We start from the raw sequence: 21,325 nt of genomic DNA on the forward strand, positions 1-21,325 counted from the left end.
GGACCAAGTCTAGGTTGGGCGAGCGGCTTCTCCCGCTGGCACGGCGGTTTCGTACCCCGACGCCGCCCGCTCCGCGGTGCGCAGCCGGCGGGCGGTCGCCCACCGCTGCCGCCAGCCGGCGTGGGCGTGGGCGTTCCGGGCGTCCCGCAGTTCGGCCAGGGCGGCAATCCGGCGGGCCTCGTTCTCCCGCTCGGCCTGTTCGATCGCCGCGCGCTTCGCGTCGACCGGTACGGGCGCGATGCCGGCGTCCTCCATCCCGACCGAGATCCAGGAGGCGGTGAGCAGGATCACGGTGTTCATCAGGTTGAACCAGATCAGGAGCCCGATGATCACGGCGAAGGTGGCCAGCAGGGGGTTGGATCCCGTGCGCCCGAGCAGCGTTCCGCCGAGCACCTTGAGGGCGCCCAGGGCGACCCCGCCGAGGGCGGACCCGAGGATCAGCTGCCGGTGCGGGATGTACACCCGCGAGAGAACCCGGAACAAGGTCGCGAGGGTGGCCGTGTCGATCATCAGGACGACGAGCAGCCCGATCGTGCGCGCCCCGGCGTTGAACCAGAAGGAATCCCGGGCGATGCCCAGCAGACCCAGGATGGCGCCGAGCGCCTCCGTGCTGGCCAGGGAGATCAGCGCCGACACGATCAGGGCGACGCCGAAGAGGATGCCGAGACCGAGTTCCCGCAGCTTCACCAGCACGAAGAGGGTGCCGTCCCGGGGCATCCGGAAGATGGTGCGCACGGCCTGGGTGGTGGTGGACAGCCAGCCGAGGGTGGTCCAGAGCAAGCCGACCAGGGCCACGGCGCCGGTCCAGGTCAGTACCCCGGCGTTGGCGAGCTGTTTCGGGTCGATCACGCCGTGCCTGCCGATCAGACCGGGGATGGACTGGTTGATGAGAGCGATCAGGGCGCTCATCAGCCGCTCGTTCGAGCCCAGCACGAGCCCGGCGATCGAGAACCCCACCCAGATCGCCGCGAAGATCGCGAAGACCGCCTGGTAGGTCATCCCGCCGGCGAGGATGGCGCCGCCGGTCTGGGCGAAATGGCTGACGGCGCGCACCGGCCGCCAGGCCATAGTGCGCCTGTACAGGAGGGTGGCCCGTTTCACGGGGGCGGGGCTCGTCACGGCTCCAGCCTAGCCAGCGGTCGGCGGCCGCCTGCCCACCCCCAGTTCGGGGTGCAAATACAAGCTGAGGGTGTCTCACCTCTTGCGGTACGACGGGAAGGTCTGCCACTATCCCAGTGCTGACCCAACCGAGTCGGACATCCACCACCCGAGGCTGGATGGCAGGCGGCCCGGCCACGAACAGGTGAAGTGCCGGGCAACCGGTCGGGCGGCGTGCGACGGTCGGGCGGTTCCTCGACCAGCCGGTGGCGGCGAAACCCGAGTCGACGCCACCGGCTACCTCGTTGCGTGCTACTTCAGCCCGCGCACCATGGCTTGCTTTACCTCGGAAATGGCCTGGGTGACCTGGATTCCCCGCGGGCAGGCCTCGGTGCAGTTGAAGGTGGTGCGGCAGCGCCACACCCCCTCCTTGTCGTTGAGGATGTCGAGGCGGACCGCCGCGTTGTCGTCGCGCGAGTCGAAGATGAAACGGTGCGCGTTGACGATCGCGGCCGGCCCGAAGTACTGCCCGTCGGTCCAGAAGACGGGGCAGCTCGACGTGCACGCGGCGCAGAGGATGCACTTGGTGGTGTCGTCGAAGCGTTCACGCTGCGCGACGGTCTGGATGCGCTCCTTGCCGTCCTTCGGCGCCTGCTGGGAGACCAGGAACGGCTGCACGGCGCGGAACGAGTCGAAGAACGGCTCCATGTCCACGATCAGGTCCTTCTCCAGCGGCAGACCCTTGATCGCCTCCACGTAGACCGGCTTGGTGATGTCGAGGTCCTTGATCAGGGTCTTGCAGGCGAGGCGGTTGCGGCCGTTGATGCGCATGGCATCCGAGCCGCAGATGCCGTGCGCGCAGGAGCGGCGGAAGCTCAGGCTGCCGTCCTGCTCCCACTTGATCTTGTGCAGCGCGTCGAGCACCCGGTCGGTCGGGTACAGCTGCACGTCGAAGTCTTCCCAGTGCGGCTCAGCGTCGACCTCCGGGTTGAACCGGCGGATGATCAGCGTGACGGTGAAGGACTGGATTTCTTCGGGCACAGCGGGAGGGGTTGCCGTTGCGGTACTCACTCAGTACTTCCTTTCCATCGGCTGGTAGCGCGTGATGGTGACGGGCTTCCAGTCGAGCGCGATGTGGTCGGCCGCGTCGGCCGACAGAGGGTCACCGGTCAGATACGCCATGGTGTGCACGAGGTAGTTCTCGTCGTCGCGCAGCGGGAAGTCGTCGCGCATGTGGCCGCCGCGGCTCTCCTTGCGGTTTCGGGCCGAGTACACGACCACCTCGGCCAGGTCGAGCAGGAAGCCGAGTTCGACGGCCTCGAGCAGGTCGGTGTTGAACCGGCGGCCCTTGTCCTGCACGCCGATGTTCTTGTACCGCTCGCGCAGGCCGTGGATGACGTTGGTGACGTCGGAGAGCGACTCGTCGGTGCGGAAGACCTGCGCCTTCGCGTCCATGGTCTCCTGCAGCTCCTTGCGGAGCACGGCGATGCGTTCGGTTCCGGTCGACGAACGGATGCCCTCGAGCAGTCCGCGCACGGCCTTCGCCGGGTCGGCGGGCAGCGGCACGAACTCGGCCGTCTTGACGTACTCGACGGCGTTGTTCCCGGCGCGCTTTCCGAACACGTTGATGTCCAGCAGCGAGTTGGTGCCGAGCCGGTTCGAGCCGTGCACCGACACGCAGGCGCATTCGCCGGCCGCGTAGAGGCCGGGCACGACGGTGGTGTTGTTCCGCAGCACCTCGGCGTTGACGTTGGTCGGGATGCCGCCCATCGCGTAGTGCGCGGTCGGCATCACCGGAACCGGCTCGGTGACCGGGTCGACGCCGAGGTAGGTGCGGGCGAACTCGGTGATGTCGGGCAGCTTGGTCTCCAGCACCTCGGCGCCCAGATGGGTGCAGTCCAGGTACAGGTAGTCCTTGTTCGGTCCGGCGCCGCGGCCCTCCGCGACCTCCTTGACCATGCAGCGGGCGATGATGTCGCGCGGGGCGAGGTCCTTGATCGTGGGGGCGTAGCGTTCCATGAACCGTTCGCCGGCGGCGTTGCGGAGGATGGCTCCCTCGCCGCGGGCACCCTCGGTCAGCAGGATGCCGAGCCCGGCGAGGCCGGTCGGGTGGAACTGGAAGAACTCCATGTCCTCGAGCGGCAGGCCCTTGCGCCAGATGATGCCGACGCCGTCGCCGGTGAGGGTGTGCGCGTTCGAGGTGGTCTTGTAGATCTTGCCGAACCCGCCGGTGGCGAAGATGAACGCCTTGCCCTGGAAGACGTGCAGTTCACCGGTCGACAGGTCGAGGGCGACGACGGCGGACGGCTGGTCGACGCCGTCGACCGGTGTCATGACCAGGTCGAGCACGTAATACTCGTTGAAGAAGTTGATGCCCCGCTTGACGCAGTTCTGGTACAGGGTCTGCAGGATCATGTGGCCGGTGCGGTCGGCGGCGTAGCAGGCCCGGCGAACGGGCGCCTTGCCGTGGTCGCTGGTGTGGCCGCCGAACCGGCGCTGGTCGATCTTTCCCTCCGGCGTGCGGTTGAACGGCAGGCCCATGTTCTCGAGATCGATGACCGCGTCGATGGCCTCCTTGGCGAGGATCTCGGCCGCGTCCTGGTCGACGAGGTAGTCGCCGCCCTTGACGGTGTCGAAGGTGTGCCATTCCCAGTTGTCTTCTTCGACGTTGGCGAGGGCCGCGGCCATCCCGCCCTGCGCCGCGCCCGTGTGCGAGCGGGTCGGGTAGAGCTTGGAGATCACGGCGGTGCTGGCGCCGGGGCCGGCCTCGATGGCGGCACGCATGCCGGCCCCACCTGCCCCCACGATCACGATGTCGAACTGGTGGTAGTGAACGCCATCGACGATGGTGGACTCCGTGGGTGCTGTTGTGGGTGCATCCGTCATGGTGTGTGTGTGCAGCTCCTAGTTGGCCGAGCAGAACGAGGGAAGAAGGTCGGCAGGGGATCCGGCCGGGCAGGCGTCGAAGGTGTAGATGACGAGCGTGCCGAGCACGATCAGGATGACGACGGCGGCGAGGATCGACGACTTGAGGATGCCGCGGGTCAGGCGCGTTGTCGCATAGTCGTTGACCAGGGTGCGCATGCCGTTGCCGCCGTGGATCAGGGCGAGCCAGAGCATCAGCACGTCCCAGGTCTGCCAGAACGGATTGGTGAGCTTGCCGGCGACGAAGGCGAAGTTGAGGGCGCTGACGCCCTCGCCGATCATCAGGTTGACGAAGAGGTGGCCGAAGATGAGCACGACCAGCACGACGCCGGAGGCGCGCATGTAGATCCAGCCCCACTTCTCCCAGTTGATGCCGCGTTTCTTCGGCGAACGGGAGTAGGGGCTGCGGGGAGCTTCGAGTGTGGTTGACATGTCTGCGCCTCCTAGTCGCTGAAGACGTTCATCAGGTGGCGAGGAACGAAGGCCAGCATCGTGACGACCCAGAGGCCGATCACGACGTAGAACATGACCTTCTGGTACTTCGCGTTCCAGAAGTCGATCAGGATGATCCGCAGCCCGTTGAACGCGTGGAACACGATCGCCGCGACGAGCGCGGTCTCACCGAGTCCCATGATCGGCGTCTGGTAGCTGGAGATGACCCCGTTGTACGCCTCCGGGCTGACGCGCACGAGCGCGGTGTCCAGAATGTGGACCAGCAGAAAGAAGAAGATCGCCACACCGGTGATGCGGTGCAGGACCCATGACCACATGCCCTCGCGGCCCCGGTACAGGGTGCCGGCGGGGCGACGTGATGTCGTCTTCTGCTGGGATGCAAGTGTCTCTGCCGATTGCTGTGGCATGACCAACCCTCCCTGGCTGATAACGGCCCCGACGATGTCAGGACGACGGTGCGCAGAACGCACGTAAGACCATCCTAAGTGTCTCTGCGCCGAGATATTATCCCCGGGCCCGGCTAGCGCTGCATTGACAGCGGAACCGACACCGTGGCCCGCACGGCGGCGCGTTCGTCGACGACCTGTTCGTAATAGCCGAGCAGGGTGCCGCACACGTTTTCCCAGGACCGGCCGAGCACGCCGCGGCGTCCGGCCTCGCCCATCCGGTGCCGGAGCGGGGCGTCTGCGGCCAGCAGGGCGACGCACCGGCGCAGGTCCCGCTCGTCGTCGGGGGTGAACAGGAGGCCGTTCTCGCCGTGAGCCACCAGGTCGATCGGGCCGCCGGCGTGCGGGGCCACCACGGGCAGGCCGGCGGCGTGCGCCTCCTGGATGGTCTGGCCGAAGGTCTCCTCGGTGCCGGCGTGCAGGAAGATGTCGAAACTCGCATACGCCGCGGCCAGCTCCGGCCCGGAAAGACGGCCCAGCCAGGTCACCGGCATCCCGGTGAGCTCCCGCCGGATCTGCGGCACGGACGGCCCGTCGCCGACGAGGGCGAGACGGATGCCGGGCACGCCGCGCAGCGCCCGGAACCGCTCGACCTGCTTCTCCGGCGCCATCCGGCCGACGTAGCCCACGACCACCTCGCCGTTCGGGGCCAGCCGGCGGCGCAGGGCGGCCACCGCGGGGTCGCCGCGGTGGTTCGGGTGGTAGCCGACGAGGTCGACCCCGCGGGTCCAGCGGGCCAGCCGTCGCACCCCGACCCGGCGGAGGTCCAGCATCGACGCCGTCGACGGCACCAGGGTCAGGTCGGCGCCCTCATGAACCCACTTCACGAAGCGCCAGGCCGCGTTGGCGGCCTGGCCGAGCTTGTTCCGGCGGGCGTAGCCGGCCACATCCGTCTGGAACACGGCGACGCTGGGGATGCCCTGCCGGTTCGCCGCGGCGATCCCCTGGGCGCCGAGCAGGAACGGTGAGGCGGCGTGCAGAACGTCAGGGCCGAAGTCCGCGAGAAGCCGGTGCACCTGCGGACTGGGCATCCCCACCGGGAACTGGCGGTAGGACAGCGCCGGCACGCTGTGCACGGGAAAACCCGCGTACTCGGCCGGAGCGCCGGACGGGGCGATCAACATGGCCTCGTGGCCGGTACGCGCCAGATGCTCGAGCACCTTGCAGACGCTGGTGGTGACGCCGCTGACGGTGGGCAGGAAACTTTCGGTGATGAGCGCAACCCTCATGCTGCGAGACTAGGCAGCCGCCGCGTCCGGCCGGTGAATGCACGGTGAACGGCTGCGTGCGGGCGGTAGTCTGGCCGGATGCCAGCTACCTCGGACGCCCTCGCTCGGTTCTACAGCGTGATCCCGGCGGGTGGGATCGGCTCACGCTTGTGGCCGCTCTCGCGCGCCGACGCTCCCAAGTTCCTGCACGACCTGACCGGGTCAGGGCAGACCCTGCTGCGCGACACCTGGGACCGGCTCGCGCCGCTCTCCGGCGACCAGCGGATCATGGTCGTGACCGGCCGCGCGCACCGCGCGGCCGTCGAGGCCCAGCTCCCCGAACTGGCCGACCACAACGTCGTGCTGGAAAGCGAGCCGCGGGAGTCCACCGCGGCGATCGGCCTGGCCGCTGCGATCCTCGAGAAGCGCGAGCCCGGCGTGATCATCGGCTCCTTCGCCGCCGACCACGTGATCAAGGGACCGATCCTGTTCCGCCAGGCAGTGGCCGAGGCCGTCGCCGCCGCCGATGCCGGCTACATCGTGACCATCGGCATCCGCCCCACCGAACCGGCCATCGGCTTCGGTTACATCAAGACCTCCGGTGCGCTCGACATCATCGGCGCCGACAGCGCCCTCTCGGTCGACTCCTTCGTGGAGAAGCCCGACCTGGCCACGGCCCGCGGATACCTGAAGAACGGCCACTACCTGTGGAACGCCGGAATGTTCATCGCGCGGGCCGATCGCCTCCTCGAGGAGATCGGCGCCGCCGAGCCCGAGCTGCTCGCCGGCCTGCTCGAACTCGCCGAGGTCTGGGACACCCCGCGCCGCGGCGCGGTCGTCGACCGGGTCTGGCCGCGGCTGAAGAAGATCGCGATCGACTACTCGGTCGCCGAGCCCGTCGCGGCGAAAGGCAAACTCGCCGTTATCCCCGGCCAGTTCGACTGGGACGACGTGGGTGACTTCGCCTCGATCGCGAAGATCCACGCGAACGGCCGCAAGCGCGACCTGGCCATCCTCGGCGAGGGAGCCCGGGTGCTCGCCGATTCGTCCAGCGGGATCGTGGTCAGCCACACCGGGCGCATGATCGCCCTGATCGGCGTCGAGGACATCGTCGTGGTCGACACGCCGGACGCGCTGCTCGTCACCACCAGCGCGAACGCGCAGAAAGTCAAGGCCGTCGTCGACGCGTTGAAGCTCTCCGGAAGCACCGACGTCCTCTGACCCGTCCGGCCGGTGAGGCCGGTGCCGCCGGCCGGCCAGCGGACGCCGGACAATTCTCCCGATGCGAGACGCATTCGCGCCGCCGCGGCGGCGCTTATGTCGCGGCTTGGTAACCATTCGGTTGCAGCCCGAGTTTGCTCATCTGAGCAGGGAAACATTCGGTAACGTGTAGTCCAACACAGCCCCCGCGGACCCACGCCGGGCGACCATAGGAGGTCAATCTTGACAATCACGAAACGCAAGGCCGTTTTCAGCGGTCTTGCCACGCTCGGCGTTGTGGCCCTGCTCGCCGCTTGCGCGCCGGCACCGACCGACGGCAAATCCTCGGGAGACGCCGCGGCATCCGACTACCTGCCGTGCATTGTGTCCGACTTCGGCGGTTTCGACGACAAGTCGTTCAACCAGTCCAGCTTCGACGGCATCACCCAGGCCGCCGATGAGCTCGGCATCGAGTTCAAGCAGGCCGAATCCAAGTCTGAAGACCAGTACGCCAGCAACACCAGCAGCATGGTCGACCAGGGCTGCAACTTCGTGCTGACCGTCGGCTTCGCCCTCGCCAACGCCACCCGCGACGCGGCCAAGGCGAGCCCCGACACGCACTTCGCCCTGATCGACTCCGCCATCTCCAACGACGACTTCAGCCCCCTGACGCTCGACAACGTCAAGCCGGTGCTCTACGACACCGCGCAGGCCGCGTTCCTCGCCGGTTACCTCGCCGCCGGAACCAGCAAGACCGGAGTCGTCGGAACCTACGGCGGACTGCAGTTCCCGTCCGTCACCATCTTCATGGACGGTTTCGCCGACGGCGTGAAGTACTACAACGACCAGAAGGGCAAGAGCGTCAAGGTCCTCGGCTGGGACAAGGCCGCGCAGACCGGTCTCTTCGCTGGCAGCTTCGATGACATCAACCAGGGCAAGGCGCTCAGCACCGGTCTGATCGACCAGGGCGCCGACATCATCCTCCCGGTTGCCGGACCGCTCTTCCAGGGCACCGCGCAGGCCATCCAGGACTCCGGCAAGGACGTCGCCATCATCGGTGTCGACAGCGACCTGTTCGAGACCACGCCCGAGTTCAAGGCCCTGTACCTCACCTCGGTGCTCAAGCAGATGGCCGCCGCCACCAAGCAGATCGTCGTCGACGACTCGAAGGGTGACTTCACCGCCGACCCGTACGTGGGCACGCTCGAGAACAAGGGCGTGGACATCGCCCCGCTGCACGAGTGGGAGTCCAAGGTCGACCCCGCGCTCGTGAAGGAGGTCGACGCCATCAAGGCCGACATCATCAGCGGCAAGCTCAAGGTCGAGTCTCCCTCCACCCCGAAGTAACGCCACCCCGAAGTAAAGCGCCACCAGCTCCACCAGCAGCACAATGCGGGGAGGCCAGCGACACGCTGGCCTCCCCGCATCGGTTAACAGCGCCGATCAGTCACTCAGAAGAGCAGATCGGACCAACATATGAGCAAATCGGTTTGCAAACGCCATCATTCGCGCAGGTAGCACCTCATCTGTTCGCCCACTCAATAGAATCGGGACTATGAAGCTCGAACTTCGCGGCATTACGAAGAAATTCGGTGCCCTGGTCGCGAACGACCACATCAACCTCACCGTCGAGGCTGGCGAAATCCATGCGCTGTTGGGCGAGAACGGCGCTGGAAAGTCAACCCTCATGAACGTGCTCTACGGCCTGTACCGGGCCGAAGAGGGCGAGATCCTGCTTGACGACGTCGTTCAGCACTTTGCTGGGCCAGGCGACGCGATGGCCGCGGGGATCGGCATGGTGCACCAGCACTTCATGCTCATCCCGGTCTTCACGGTCGCCGAGAACGTCATGCTCGGTCACGAAGACACCAAGACCGGCGGTCGCCTCGACCTGGCGGCGGCCCGCAAGCACGTGCGGGAGATTTCCGACCGGTTCGGCTTCGACGTCGACCCCGACGCCCTCGTCGAGGACCTCCCCGTCGGGGTGCAACAGCGGGTGGAGATCATCAAGGCCGTCTCCCGCGACGCGAAGGTGCTGGTCTTCGACGAGCCGACCGCGGTGCTCACCCCGCAGGAGACCGACGAGCTCATGGTCATCATGCGCCAGCTCAAGGAGGCCGGCACCTCCATCGTCTTCATCACCCACAAACTGCGGGAGGTGCGGGCCGTCGCCGACCGGATCACCGTCATCCGTCTCGGCGCCGTCGTCGGCGAAGCCTCCCCGACCGCGACGAACGTGGAACTGGCCACCATGATGGTGGGCCGGGCGGTCGACCTCACGGTGGACAAGGCGCCCGCCGTTCCCGGGGACGCCGCCCTCGTCGTCAAGAACCTCAGCGTGCTCGACCCGCACGGCCAGGTCCTGGTCAACAACGTCAGCTTCGAGGTGCACAACGGCGAGATCCTCGCAATAGCGGGGGTGCAGGGCAACGGCCAGACCGAACTCACCGAAGCCCTGATGGGCCTGCAGCCGCGCGTCTCCGGCGAGATCACCCTCGACGGCAAGTCCCTGCGCGGACACTCCGTGCGCCAGGTGCTCGAGGCCGGAGTCGGCTTCGTGCCGGAGGACCGCACCGAAGACGGGCTGGTCGGCGAGTTCACCATCGCCGAGAACCTCATGCTCGACCGCTCCAACGACGAACCGTTCGTGAAACGGTGGAACGTGCAGCGGGCGCTCCTGGCGAAGTTCGCCGGGGAGAAGGTCATGGAATTCGACGTGCGCTCCCAGGGGATCGACACCCCGGTCGGGCGCCTCTCCGGAGGCAACCAGCAGAAGGTCGTCCTCGCCCGTGAGCTCAGCCGCGACCTGCGCCTCTTCGTCGCGGCGCAACCCACCCGCGGCCTCGACGTCGGCTCGATCGAGTTCGTGCACGAACGCATCGTGGCCACCCGGGACGCCGGCACCCCGGTGGTCGTGATCTCGACCGAACTCGACGAGGTCGCGGCCCTGGCCGACCGGATCATGGTCATGTACCGCGGGCGCATCGTCGGCATCGTGCCGGGCGACACCCCCCGCGCAGTCCTCGGATTGATGATGGCGGGCGAAGCCCCCGCCGGAGAAGGAGCCGCAGCGTGAGCACCACACAGGGTCCGGGGACCGTGACCGGACCGGCAACCTCGCCGACCGGAGCGCCCTCCCGCTGGGACCGGATGTTCCGCGAGATCACCACCGGCAGCGCCATCATCTCCGTGCTGGCCGTCGTGCTCGCGCTCGTCGTCGGCGCCGTCATGATCGCGTTCACCAACAAGGAGGTCCAGGCCAGCGCCGGTTACTTCTTCTCAAGGCCCGGCGACCTGCTCGCCGCCATCTGGAACGCGGTGTCCGGGGCGTACTCGGCCCTCTTCCAGGGCTCGATCTACAACTTCCGCCGGCCGAGCTTCGCGGCGGGGATCAAGCCCCTCACCGAGACCCTCACCTTCGCGACCCCGCTGATCATGGCCGGCCTCGGAGTGGCGCTCGGTTTCCGGGTGGGCATGTTCAACATCGGCGGGCGCGGGCAGATGCTCATCGCGGCCGCCCTCGGCGGCTGGGTCGGCTTCGCGGTCGACCTGCCCTACGGGCTGCACATGATCGTCGCGCTCGTGGTCGGCATCCTCGGCGGCGCCCTCTGGGGCGGTATCGTCGGTCTGCTCAAAGCCCGAACGGGAGCCCACGAGGTGATCACCACGATCATGCTCAACTACGTGGCGTTCTACCTCGTCAGCTACCTGCTCCGCGAAGGCTTCCTGAAGACGCCCGGGTCGAACAACCCGAAGAGCCCGGCCACCAAGGTCACGGCGGTCTTCCCCGACCTCCTCGGCCCGAACTACATCCTGCACTTCGGCTTCATCCTGGCCATCCTCGCCACGATCTTCACCTGGTGGCTGCTCTCGCGCTCGAACCTCGGCTTCCAGTTCCGGGCCGTCGGGCTCAACCCGCATGCGGCCAAGGTCGCCGGCATCAGCGTCAAGCGCATGTACGTCTACGCGATGATGCTCTCGGGCGGGCTGGTCGGCCTCGCCGGCATCAACCAGGTGCTGGGCACGACCACCAGCGGCTTCGGTGCCGGACTCGACTCCGGCATCGGTTTCGACGCCATCACCGTGGCGCTGCTCGGCCGGTCGAAGCCCTGGGGGGTCTTCTGGGCCGGCATCCTGTTCGGCGCCTTCAAGGCCGGCGGGTTCTCGATGCAGGCCGCCGAGGGCGTGCCGATCGACATCGTGCTCGTCGTGCAGTCGCTCATCGTGCTCTTCATCGCCGCCCCGCCGCTCGTGCGGGCCATCTTCCGCCTGCCTGTGCCGGGAGCCATCCGTCGCAAGACCCAGGTCAACGTTTCCCAGGAGGTGGCAGCGAAATGAGCACCGTCGCTCCGGTCGTCCAGCCCGCACAGCCCACCACGCCGGAAGGCCCCGATTTCGAGTTCGTGAAGAGCTGGAAGGTGACGATCGCCCTGTCGATCTTCACCGTCCTCAGCTTCCTGCTCCTGGTGGTCTTCGGCCGGGACGGCACCAGCACCATGCGCCTGTCCACGTCCAGTGACCTGATCCAGCTGCCCGACGTGGAACTGCCGACCCGGGTCACCGGCATCGTGATCACCGTCCTGCTCCTCCTGATCACCGGCGTGAGCGTCTGGCTGGTGCGCGCCAAGGCCAAGGCCCCGATCTGGTTGATCGCCGTCTACGCCGTGCTCGTCCTGATCGGCTTCCTGGCCTGGGCCGCCGCCGACAAGTCCATCCCGGTTCCCGGCCTGCTGTTCGGGTCGCTCAGCCTGGCCGTGCCGCTCATCTTCGGTGCCCTCGGCGGCGTCATCTCCGAGCGGGTCGGCGTGGTCAACATCGCCATCGAGGGTCAGCTGCTCGCCGGCGCGTTCACCTCAGCGATGGTCGCATCGCTCACCCGCCAGCCGCTCCTCGGCCTCCTGGCCGCGATGCTGGCCGGGGTGCTCGTCTCGATGGTGCTGGCCGCCTTCGCGATCAAGTACTTCGTCGACCAGGTCATCGTCGGCGTCGTGCTCAACGTGCTCGTGATCGGCCTGACCGGCTTCCTCTACTCGCAGGTGATGGCACCGAACGCGGCGCTCCTGAACCAGCCGCCCCGGTTCGAACGGATCAACATCCCGCTGCTCAGCGAGATCCCGATCATCGGGCCGGTCTTCTTCCGGCAGACGCTGATCGTCTACATCATGTACGTCGCCGTCGCCGTGGTCTTCTACGGGATCTTCCACACGAAGTGGGGACTGCGCCTCCGCAGCGTGGGCGAGCATCCGCAGGCCGCCGACACGGTCGGCATCAACGTCGCGTCGACGAGGTTCTGGAACGTGTCCATCGCCGGCGCGATCGTCGGCCTCGGCGGAGCCTACTTCACCCTCGGCTCGGTCGGCGCGTTCGGCAAGGAGATGACCGCCGGGGCCGGGTTCATCGCGCTGGCCGCCGTGATCTTCGGCCGGTGGGACCCGATCCGGGCCACGCTCGCCGCGCTGCTGTTCGGTTTCGCCAGCAACCTGCAGAACGTGCTCAGCATCATCGGGTCCCCGGTGCCGAGTGAGTTCATGCTCATGCTGCCCTACCTCGTCACGATCTTCGCCGTCGCCGGCCTGGTCGGCCAGTCCAGGGGACCTGCCGCCAGCGGCAAGCCCTACATCAAATCGTGACCGGGTCTACCCGGCCAGACGCTCCCTTCTCGGGCGACGTCGATTGGGGTGTCCTCCGCGAGGCAGCCGTGCAGGCGATGGGCAGCGCCTACGCGCCGTACTCGCACTTCCCGGTCGGCGCCGCGGCGCTCGTCAGCGACGGGCGGGTGATCACCGGCTGCAACGTCGAGAACGCGTCCTACGGCCTCACCCTGTGCGCGGAGTGCGCCCTCGTCTCCATGCTGCACCTCACCGGCGGCGGGCAGCTCGTGGCCTTCACCTGCGTCGACGGTGCCGGTGGCACCCTGATGCCCTGCGGGCGCTGCCGCCAGCTTTTGTACGAACACTCGGCCCCCGGCATGCTACTGGACACGGTGTCGGGTGTGCGAACCATTGATGAAATCCTGCCCGACGCCTTCGGGCCCAGGCAGCTCGCCGACTACCGGGAAGAGTGACCGTGAGCAACATCCAGACCAGCATCGAGGCCTTCGACGCTGTTGACCTGATCCACACCAAGCGTGACCTGGGCGAGCTCAGCACCGCCCAGATCGACTGGCTGGTCGACGCGTACACCCGCGGCTACGTCGGCGACGAGCAGATGGCCGCGATGACCATGGCGATCTTCCTCAACGGGATGAACCGCCGGGAGATCAAGGACCTCACGATGGCCATGATCAACAGCGGGGAGCGGATGAGCTTCACCGGCCTCGGCAAACCGACCACCGACAAGCACTCCACCGGCGGTGTCGGCGACAAGATCACCCTGCCGCTGATGCCGCTCGTCGCCGTCTTCGGCGCGGCCGTTCCCCAGCTCTCCGGCCGCGGCCTCGGCCACACCGGCGGCACCCTGGACAAGCTCGAGTCGATCCCGGGCTGGCGGGCCAGCCTCACCAACGAGGAGATGTTCGCGCAGCTGCGCGACCACGGCGGCGTCATCTGCGCCGCCGGACGAGGCCTGGCCCCGGCCGACGGCAAGCTCTACGCGCTGCGCGACATCACCGGCACGGTGGAGGCGATTCCCTTGATCGCATCCTCGATCATGTCGAAGAAGATCGCCGAGGGCACGAGTGCGCTGGTCCTCGACGTGAAGTTCGGCTCCGGCGCCTTCCTCAAGGACATCGACCGGTCCCGCGAACTCGCCCGCACCATGGTCACGCTCGGGGAGGACGCCGGCGTGGCGATGTCCGCGCTGCTCACCAACATGAACGTGCCTCTCGGCCACGCGATCGGCAACGCCAACGAGGTCCGCGAATCGGTCGAGGTGCTCGCCGGCGGCGGGCCGGCGGATGTCGTCGAACTCACCGTCGCCCTCGCCACGGAGATGCTCGACCTGGTCGGCATCACCGGCGTCGACGTCGCCGCCGCGCTGAAGGACGGCCGCGCGATGGACAAGTGGCGTGAGGTCATCCGTGCCCAGGGCGGCGACCCGGATGCGGCCCTGCCGGTCGCGAAGGAAACCCACGTCGTCACCGCCCTGCGCGACGGGGTGCTCGTGGAGCAGCAGGCCCTTCCGTTCGGAATCGGCGCCTGGCGTCTCGGCGCCGGCCGCGCCCGAAAGCAGGACCCGGTGCAGCACGCCGCCGGGATCGACCTGCACGCCAAGCCGGGGGACACCGTGCGGGCCGGGCAGCCCCTGTTCACGCTCAGCGCCGACGAGCCTGAGCGTTTCGCCCGCGCGCTCGAGGCCGTGGAAGGCGCCTACCGGATCGGCGACCCCGGCGAGCCCATCCAGGACGGCGGACCCCTGATCGCCGAGCGAATCGGCCGCTGACCCCGCCTCCGCCCAGCCCCAGCCCACCCCGAGCCCCGTCCACCCTCGCGCATAACTCCTGCAATTTGTGTCCCGTTGCTTCGGCTGCCTTGATTTTCCAAGCTGCGGAACACGCGGCGGGCGAAATTGCAGGAGTTATGCGAGGGGCGGTTCGGCGCGGTCCGGCGAATCAGCCGAGGTTCAGGAAACAGGGAGACTCCCAGCGTCATGGCCGGTAGATTGGGAACGTGAACACGAGCCCAGAGGAATACCTGCTGCCCGGCGGCATCAGCATCAACGCGCTGCCGAAGATCTCCCTGCACGACCACCTCGACGGCGGGTTGCGTCCCGGCACCGTCATCGAGCTGGCCGCGAGTATCGGATTCGCCCTGCCGACAACGGATGAGTCCGACCTCGGCGCCTGGTTCGCCGACCAGGCCAACTCCGGCTCGCTGGTCGAATACCTCAAGACCTTCGACATCACCTGTGCCGTCATGCAGACCGAGGAGGGCCTGACCAGGGTCGCCCGGGAATTCGTCGAGGACCTCGTCGCCGACGGCGTCATCTACGGCGAGGTGCGCTGGGCCCCCGAGCAGCACCTCACCCGGGGCCTCACCCTCGACCAGACGGTGGAGGCCGTGCAGGCCGGCATCGAGGCCGGCATCGCCGCCGCCGCCGAGGCCGGCCACAGCATCAAGATCGGCCAGCTGATCACCGCCATGCGGCACGCCGACCGCAGCCTCGAAATCGCCGAGCTGGCCGTGCGCCACCGCACCGCGGGCGTCGTCGGGTTCGACATCGCCGGCGCCGAACTCGGTTTCCCGGCCCACAACCACCGTGACGCGTTCGACTTCCTGGCCAAGGCATTTCTCCCGGTCACCGTGCACGCCGGCGAGGCCGACGGCCTGGAGAGCATCCGCGGGGCCCTGTTCGACGGACGTGCGCTGCGGCTCGGCCACGGCGTGCGCATCGCCGAAGACATCGTCGTCGGCCGCCAGGACGCCGACGACAACACCTACGTGACCCTCGGCCCGGTGGCGCAGTGGGTGCGCGACCGCGAGATCGCCCTCGAGCTCAGCCCGTCGTCGAACCTGCAGACCGGGGCGATCGCGGCCTGGGGCGACGACCTGCTCGACCACCCCTTCGACCTGCTCTACCAGCTGGGCTTCCGGGTCACCGTCAACACCGACAACCGCCTGATGAGCGACACCAGCCTGAGCAAGGAGCTGGCCCTGCTCAGCGACGCGTTCGGCTACGACATCGACGACCTCGAGGTCTTCCAGCTCAACGCCGCGCAGGCCACGTTCCTCCCGCTCGAGGAGCGCGAGGAGCTGGCCGATGCCATCGTCGCCGGCTTCGAAGGCGCCTGAAGAACCAATGCCCGTCCGATCGACACCGTGAAAGCCCCTATGCCACTGCCGCCCCTCCCCACTGCCGCAATCACGATCGGCGTCCACGTCGAGGACTGGCGTGGTGCGGTGGCCGCTGCCGGTGACGCCCTCGAACGGTCAGGGTCGACCTCGCCCGAGTACACGAAGCGCATGATCGGCGTGATCGACGAGTTCGGCGCCTACGTCGTGATCGCGCCGGGCCTCGCGCTGGCGCACGCCCGGCCCGGACCCGACGTTCACACCGAGGGCCTGAGCGTTGTCACCCTCGCCGAGCCGGTCGCGTTCGGACACCCGCACAACGACCCGGTCAGCGTCGTGCTGGGCCTGGCCGTCACCAGCGGTGACGAGCACGTGCTCCTCGTGGCCGAACTGGCCAATGTGTTCAACGACCCGCACGTCATTCCGGCGCTGGCGGCCGCGACGGATGTCGACAGCATCCGTTCGCTGCTCGGCGTGACCGCACCATCCGAGGAGCAGTAATGAAGATCGTCGCCCTGTGCGGAGTCGGAATCGGCACCTCCGCGATTCTCAAGGTCAACGCCGAGCGGGCCCTGGCCCGGCTGGACATCGAGGCGGAGGTCACCGCGACGGACGTCGCCGGCGTTGCGAGCGTGGGCTTCGACGCCCAGGTGATCCTCACCTCGTCGGAGCTGGTCGACGCCATCGGCAAGACCAACGCCGACATCGTCGTGATCGACAACTACTTCGACGTGGACGAACTCACCGCGAAGCTGGAGACCGCGCTGGGCTGACCGCGCTGGGCTGAGTGCCGGCCCGACCGCGCTACTTGATCAGTTCGCGCATGCCCCGGTCGAGTTCGGCCAGGGTCGCCTCGGCGGCGGCCTTCCGCTCGGCGACCGTGCCGGCGGTGCTGCTCGTGTCCAAATACACCTTGAGCTTGGGTTCGGTGCCGCTCGGGCGCACCATGACGCGCGAGCCGTCGACGAGCCTGATCCGCAGCACATCGCTCGGCGGCAGTCCGTTGAAGCCGGCCGACAGGTCGTCCACCTGGTCGACCCGGATGCCCCCCACCATCGACGGCGGACTCTGGCGCAGGCGGGCCATCACCCGGTCGATCTCGCTGAGGTCGGTCACCCGCACCGAGATCTGGCCGGACGCGAAGTGGCCGAACCTGGCGCTGAACCGGTCGAGGTGGTCGGCGAGGGTGAGCCCGTCGGCCTTGAGGTCGCTGACCAGGGAGAGAATGGCCACGGCGGCGGAGATGCCGTCCTTGTCGCGCACGGTGCCGGGGTTGACGAGGTAGCCGAGGGCCTCCTCGTAGCCGAAGATCAGGTTCGGCGCGCGGGACACCCACTTGAAGCCGGTGAGGGTGTCCGCGAACCGCAGGCCGTAGGCCGCGGCGACCGCCTGCAGGGCCGGCGACGACACGATCGAGCAGGCGAGCGTGCCGTCGGCCGCGCCATCGCCTGCCGCGGTCGCGGCGAGCTCGGCGGCCCGCCAGCCGAGGATGGCGCCGACCTCGTTGCCGCTGAGCCGGCGGTAGCCGGTGCCGGACGACGGGTCGGGGATCGCGATCGCGAGCCGGTCCGCGTCGGGGTCGTTCGCGATGATCAGTTCGGCGCCGGCCTCCCTCGCGGTCTCATAGGACAGGTCGAGGGCGCCCGGCTCCTCCGGGTTGGGGAACGCGACGGTGGGGAAGTGGCCGTCCGGGGCGATCTGGGCGTCGACGAGGGTGGGCAGGTCGAAGCCGGCGGCCTCGAGCACGCGCCTGGTCGTATCCCAGCCGACGCCGTGCAAGGCGGTGTACACGGTGTTCACCTGCGCGCGCGGCGGGTGGGCGAGACCGGCGGTGGCGTCGATGTACGCCTGCACGACGGATTCGGGTGCCGTCTCGTAGGCGGCCCGAGGCAGGTCAGGTACCCGCTGCTCGGTCGCCACCCGGAGGATCTCCGCCGCGATGCGCGCGTCGTCGGGGGAGACGATCTGCGAGCCGTTGTTCGCGCCGCCCAGGTAGACCTTGTAGCCGTTGTCGTTCGGCGGGTTGTGCGACGCGGTGACCATCACGCCGGCACCCACGTCGAGGTGCCGCACCGCGAAGGCGAGCACGGGGGTGGGCAGCAGTCGGGGGAGCAGGATGGCGCGCACCCCGGCACCGGCCATGATCGCAGCCGTGTCGGTGGCGAAGACGTGGGAATTCTTGCGCCCGTCGTAGCCGATGACGACGGACGGGGTTTCGCCCGGGGACGCGGCGCTCCTGAGGTAGGCGGCGAGGCCGGCGGCGGCCTGGGAGACGAGCACGCGGTTCATCCTGTTCGAGCCGGCCGCGATCGCTCCGCGGAGGCCGGCCGTGCCGAAGGCGAGTCTCTCATCGAAGCGGGAGTGCAGCTCCAGGATCGCCGCCCCATCCCCGTCGCCGGCGGAGCGCACCAGCAGGCGCAACTCGGCCTGGGTTTCGGGGTCGGGGTCCTGGCTGAGCCAGTCGTTCGCCGTGTTCAGCAGGGCCGTGGCGGCGTCCCCGGCGGGAGCGTCCGTCTCGATGGTGTCGAGCACCATCGTGTCGGGGAGCACCGTCTCCGGGGCGTCCCCCTCGCTGTGCCTGCCGCCGGATTCGGGGGGCACTGCGGTGCCGTCGAGGCTCACAGTGCGGCCACGATCCGGGCAAGCAGCGCGCCGATCACGGGTTCGGCCAGCTTGCCGGCCTCGAGCACCTCTTCGTGGCTGAGCGGCTCCTTCTGGATCCCCGCGGCGAGGTTCGTGATCAGCGACAGGCCGAGGATCTCCATCCCGGCCTCCCGGGCCGCGATCGCCTCGAGCGCAGTGGACATTCCGACGATGTGGCCGCCGATCACCTTCGCCATCTGCACCTCGGCGGGGGTCTCGTAGTGCGGGCCGCGGAACTGGCAGTACACGCCCTCGTCGAGGGTGGGGTCGATGCTGCGGGCCAGGGCGCGCAGCCGGGCGGAGTACAGATCGGTGAGGTCGACGAAGGTCGCGCCCTCCAGGGGCGAGTCGGCAGTGAGGTTGATGTGATCGCTGATCAGCACCGGGCTGCCCGGCGTCCAGGTCTCGCGGATGCCGCCGGCACCGTTGGTGAGGATCATCGTCGACACGCCCGTGGCGGCCGCGGTGCGCACGCTGTGCACGACCCGGCGCACGCCGTGGCCCTCGTAGTAGTGGGTGCGGGCGCCGATGATGAGGGCGCGCTTGCCGCCGGGCAGCAGCACGGAGCGGAGCATGCCGGCGTGGCCGGCCAGGGCGGGGGCGCTGAAGCCCGTGATCTCCTGTGCGGGGATCGTGTGAGTGGTCTCGCCGATCAGGTCGGCGGCCTTGCCCCAGCCGCTGCCCAGGGTCAGTGCGATGTCGTGCCGGGCGACACCGGTGCGGGCGGCGATCTCGCCGGCCGCGATGCGCGCGACCTCGAACGGATCCGTTTCTGGCGCGTCGAGCGGGTTGTTATCCATCTTCAGCATGCCCCCACTCTAATTGCCCGCCCATTTCGCCGGTGCTCACCCGTATGATTCGACGGAGATTTTGCTCATTCGCGCAGGTAGCGGGCCGCTATCACCGATTTTGGCCAAAATTACCGTCGAATTCGACAGGGGAGGGACCGGGCGCGGACGGGCGGCCGGGGGCCGCGGGCGTGGTTTGGCAGGGGCCCCCCGTAGCGGGAGAATATGACAATGGCCTACGAGTTCGAACGCAAGCAGCGCATCGCTATCCTCGGCGGAGGGCCCGGCGGTTACGAAGCGGCGTTGGCCGGCGCCCAGCAGGGTGCCGAGGTCACCCTCGTCGAGCGGGTCGGGGTCGGCGGTTCCGCCGTGATCACGGATGTCGTCCCCTCCAAGTCGCTCATCGCCACGGCCGAGGCCACCAACTCGATCGGCGAGGCCACCGACCTGGGCGTGCAGCTGTTCGTGCGCGGCGACACGGGCAGGCCCGCCCGGCCCGAGGTCGCCATCAACCTGGCTGCCGTCAACAAGCGGCTCCTCTCCCTCGCCCGGCAGCAGTCCGAGGACATGAAGGCCACCCTGATGCGCGCCGGCGTGCACCTCGTCAGCGGCCACGGCCGCCTCGACGGCACCAGCGGGGTCATCGTCTCCACCGCCGAGGACGGCTCCGGCACCGACTTCGACCGCATCGACGCCGACACGATCGTCGTCTCGGTCGGCGCGACCCCGCGCATCCTGCCCACCGCAGTCCCCGACGGCGAACGCATCCTCAGCTGGACCGAGCTCTACAACCTGAAGGCCGTCCCTGAGCACCTCATCGTGGTCGGCTCCGGCGTGACGGGTGCCGAGTTCGCCTCCGCCTACCGCGCCCTCGGCGCGAAGGTCACCCTGATCTCCAGCCGCGACCAGGTGCTCCCCGGCGAGGACGCCGACGCGGCGGCCGTGATCGAGAACGTGTTCAAACGCAACGGAATGGTCGTGCTGAACAAGTCACGCGCGTCCTCCGTCGTGCGCACCGACACCGGCGTGCTGGCGACCCTGGCCGACGGTCGCACGGTCGAGGGCAGCCACTGCCTGATCGCGGTCGGCTCGGTGCCGAACACCTCCGGGATCGGCCTCGAGGAGGCAGGCGTGCAGCTCTCCGAATCCGGCCACATCCGGGTGAACCGGGTGGCGCGCACGTCCATCCCGAACATCTACGCGGCCGGCGATTGCACGACCGAGCTGCCGCTGGCATCCGTCGCCTCGATGATGGGCCGCACCGCGGTCTTCCACGCGATGGGCGACGCGGTCAACCCGATCGAAATTCGCAACGTCGCGGCGAACATCTTCACCCAGCCGGAGATCGCCACGGTCGGCTGGACCCAGAAGCAGATCGAGGACGGCCTCACCCGCGGCAGCATCTACAAGCTGCCGCTCTCGTCGAACCCGCGCGCGAAGATGATGGGCATCAAGGACGGTTTCGTCAAGCTGTTCGCGACCACCACCACCGGCACCGTCATCGGCGGAGTGATCGTCGCGCCCAAGGCCAGCGAGCTCATCTTCCCCCTCGCCCTGGCGGTCGAGCACCGGCTCACGGTCGACGAGGTGGCCCGGGCGTTCCCGGTCTACCCGTCGCTGACGGGTTCGATCACGGATGCCGCGCGCGCCATGCACATCGTCCAGTAGCCCGCCGCCGCTCGGTGGTTGAGCCGGTCGGTGGTTGAGCTTGTCGGTGGTTGAGCGTGTCGAAACCATGGCGGAGGTCTCGACAGGCTCGACCACCGGTTGCTCGAGACTTCGGTCGGCGGTTGAGCCACTTCGATCGGTGGTTGAGCGTGTCGAAACCACGGCGG

19 protein-coding genes are annotated in these 21,325 nt (G+C 68.5%); 11 read left to right on the plus strand and 8 right to left on the minus strand.

The window, feature by feature from the left end; translation table 11 throughout:
• Positions 1-9: 9 nt before the first annotated feature.
• The 6 genes from E3O48_RS16640 to E3O48_RS16665 form a co-directional block, all read right to left on the minus strand.
• Positions 10-1,119, minus strand: a complete 1,110-nt coding sequence (locus E3O48_RS16640) for a YihY/virulence factor BrkB family protein (protein WP_134540729.1) — start codon at positions 1,117-1,119, stop codon at positions 10-12.
• Between the two features lie 291 nt (positions 1,120-1,410).
• Positions 1,411-2,169 (minus strand): succinate dehydrogenase iron-sulfur subunit, encoded by a 759-nt coding sequence (locus E3O48_RS16645; protein ID WP_134540732.1) that lies wholly within the window; start codon positions 2,167-2,169, stop codon positions 1,411-1,413.
• Entirely contained in the window at positions 2,170-3,984 is a 1,815-nt protein-coding gene (gene sdhA / locus E3O48_RS16650; protein ID WP_134510346.1) for a succinate dehydrogenase flavoprotein subunit, read from the minus strand.
• An 18-nt stretch (positions 3,985-4,002) separates the two neighbouring features.
• Complete coding sequence (locus E3O48_RS16655) at positions 4,003-4,455, minus strand: succinate dehydrogenase hydrophobic membrane anchor subunit (protein WP_134510347.1); 453 nt, start codon at positions 4,453-4,455, stop codon at positions 4,003-4,005.
• Between the two features lie 11 nt (positions 4,456-4,466).
• Positions 4,467-4,883, minus strand: coding sequence for a succinate dehydrogenase, cytochrome b556 subunit (gene sdhC, locus E3O48_RS16660; RefSeq protein ID WP_134510348.1), 417 nt, complete (start codon positions 4,881-4,883; stop codon positions 4,467-4,469).
• A gap of 113 nt (positions 4,884-4,996) precedes the next feature.
• A complete protein-coding gene (locus E3O48_RS16665; protein ID WP_134540735.1) occupies positions 4,997-6,151 on the minus strand; it encodes a glycosyltransferase family 1 protein in 1,155 nt (384 codons plus the stop codon).
• Between the two features lie 78 nt (positions 6,152-6,229).
• Here E3O48_RS16665 and E3O48_RS16670 point away from each other — a divergent pair, with 78 nt between their 5' ends.
• The 10 genes from E3O48_RS16670 (at position 6,230) to E3O48_RS16715 (ending at position 16,832) form a co-directional block, all read left to right on the plus strand.
• Positions 6,230-7,351 (plus strand): mannose-1-phosphate guanylyltransferase, encoded by a 1,122-nt coding sequence (locus E3O48_RS16670; protein WP_134510350.1) that lies wholly within the window; start codon positions 6,230-6,232, stop codon positions 7,349-7,351.
• A 222-nt stretch (positions 7,352-7,573) separates the two neighbouring features.
• Positions 7,574-8,677 carry a BMP family protein gene (locus tag E3O48_RS16675; RefSeq protein ID WP_134540738.1) on the plus strand — a complete coding sequence of 368 codons (1,104 nt, stop codon included), beginning with the start codon at positions 7,574-7,576 and terminating at the stop codon, positions 8,675-8,677.
• Between the two features lie 208 nt (positions 8,678-8,885).
• A complete protein-coding gene (locus E3O48_RS16680) occupies positions 8,886-10,406 on the plus strand; it encodes an ABC transporter ATP-binding protein (RefSeq protein WP_134540740.1) in 1,521 nt (506 codons plus the stop codon).
• Entirely contained in the window at positions 10,403-11,668 is a 1,266-nt protein-coding gene (locus E3O48_RS16685) for an ABC transporter permease (protein ID WP_370250315.1), read from the plus strand. The genes E3O48_RS16680 and E3O48_RS16685 overlap by 4 nt, the downstream gene beginning before the upstream one ends.
• Positions 11,665-12,960, plus strand: a complete 1,296-nt coding sequence (locus E3O48_RS16690; protein ID WP_134510353.1) for an ABC transporter permease — start codon at positions 11,665-11,667, stop codon at positions 12,958-12,960. The genes E3O48_RS16685 and E3O48_RS16690 overlap by 4 nt, the downstream gene beginning before the upstream one ends.
• A complete protein-coding gene (locus E3O48_RS16695; protein ID WP_134540743.1) occupies positions 12,957-13,394 on the plus strand; it encodes a cytidine deaminase in 438 nt (145 codons plus the stop codon). The genes E3O48_RS16690 and E3O48_RS16695 overlap by 4 nt, the downstream gene beginning before the upstream one ends.
• Positions 13,395-13,396: 2 nt before the next feature.
• Positions 13,397-14,710 carry a thymidine phosphorylase gene (locus E3O48_RS16700; RefSeq protein WP_134540746.1) on the plus strand — a complete coding sequence of 438 codons (1,314 nt, stop codon included), beginning with the start codon at positions 13,397-13,399 and terminating at the stop codon, positions 14,708-14,710.
• Positions 14,711-14,937: 227 nt separating this feature from the next.
• Positions 14,938-16,059 (plus strand): adenosine deaminase, encoded by a 1,122-nt coding sequence (locus E3O48_RS16705; protein ID WP_134510355.1) that lies wholly within the window; start codon positions 14,938-14,940, stop codon positions 16,057-16,059.
• A 39-nt stretch (positions 16,060-16,098) separates the two neighbouring features.
• A complete protein-coding gene (locus tag E3O48_RS16710) occupies positions 16,099-16,560 on the plus strand; it encodes a PTS sugar transporter subunit IIA (RefSeq protein WP_134540749.1) in 462 nt (153 codons plus the stop codon).
• On the plus strand, positions 16,560-16,832 hold the full coding sequence (locus E3O48_RS16715; RefSeq protein WP_134540752.1) for a PTS sugar transporter subunit IIB: 273 nt from the start codon (positions 16,560-16,562) through the stop codon (positions 16,830-16,832). Before E3O48_RS16710 ends, E3O48_RS16715 begins: the two co-directional genes overlap by 1 nt.
• Before the next feature lie 31 nt (positions 16,833-16,863).
• On the opposite strand, the gene E3O48_RS16720 is transcribed toward E3O48_RS16715, so the two are convergent.
• Both E3O48_RS16720 and E3O48_RS16725 read right to left on the minus strand, forming a co-directional pair.
• On the minus strand, positions 16,864-18,594 hold the full coding sequence (locus tag E3O48_RS16720) for a phospho-sugar mutase (RefSeq protein WP_134540943.1): 1,731 nt from the start codon (positions 18,592-18,594) through the stop codon (positions 16,864-16,866).
• A gap of 83 nt (positions 18,595-18,677) precedes the next feature.
• Positions 18,678-19,511: a purine-nucleoside phosphorylase gene (locus E3O48_RS16725; protein ID WP_134510358.1), complete on the minus strand. Its 834-nt coding sequence runs from the start codon at positions 19,509-19,511 to the stop codon at positions 18,678-18,680.
• 210 nt (positions 19,512-19,721) lie between these two features.
• Here E3O48_RS16725 and E3O48_RS16730 point away from each other — a divergent pair, with 210 nt between their 5' ends.
• Entirely contained in the window at positions 19,722-21,158 is a 1,437-nt protein-coding gene (locus E3O48_RS16730) for an NAD(P)H-quinone dehydrogenase (protein ID WP_134540755.1), read from the plus strand.
• Positions 21,159-21,325: the final 167 nt, after the last annotated feature.

Origin of the sequence: Cryobacterium sp. HLT2-28 (genome assembly GCF_004402495.1) — a bacterium.
Classification (GTDB): Bacteria; Actinomycetota; Actinomycetes; order Actinomycetales; family Microbacteriaceae; genus Cryobacterium; species Cryobacterium mannosilyticum.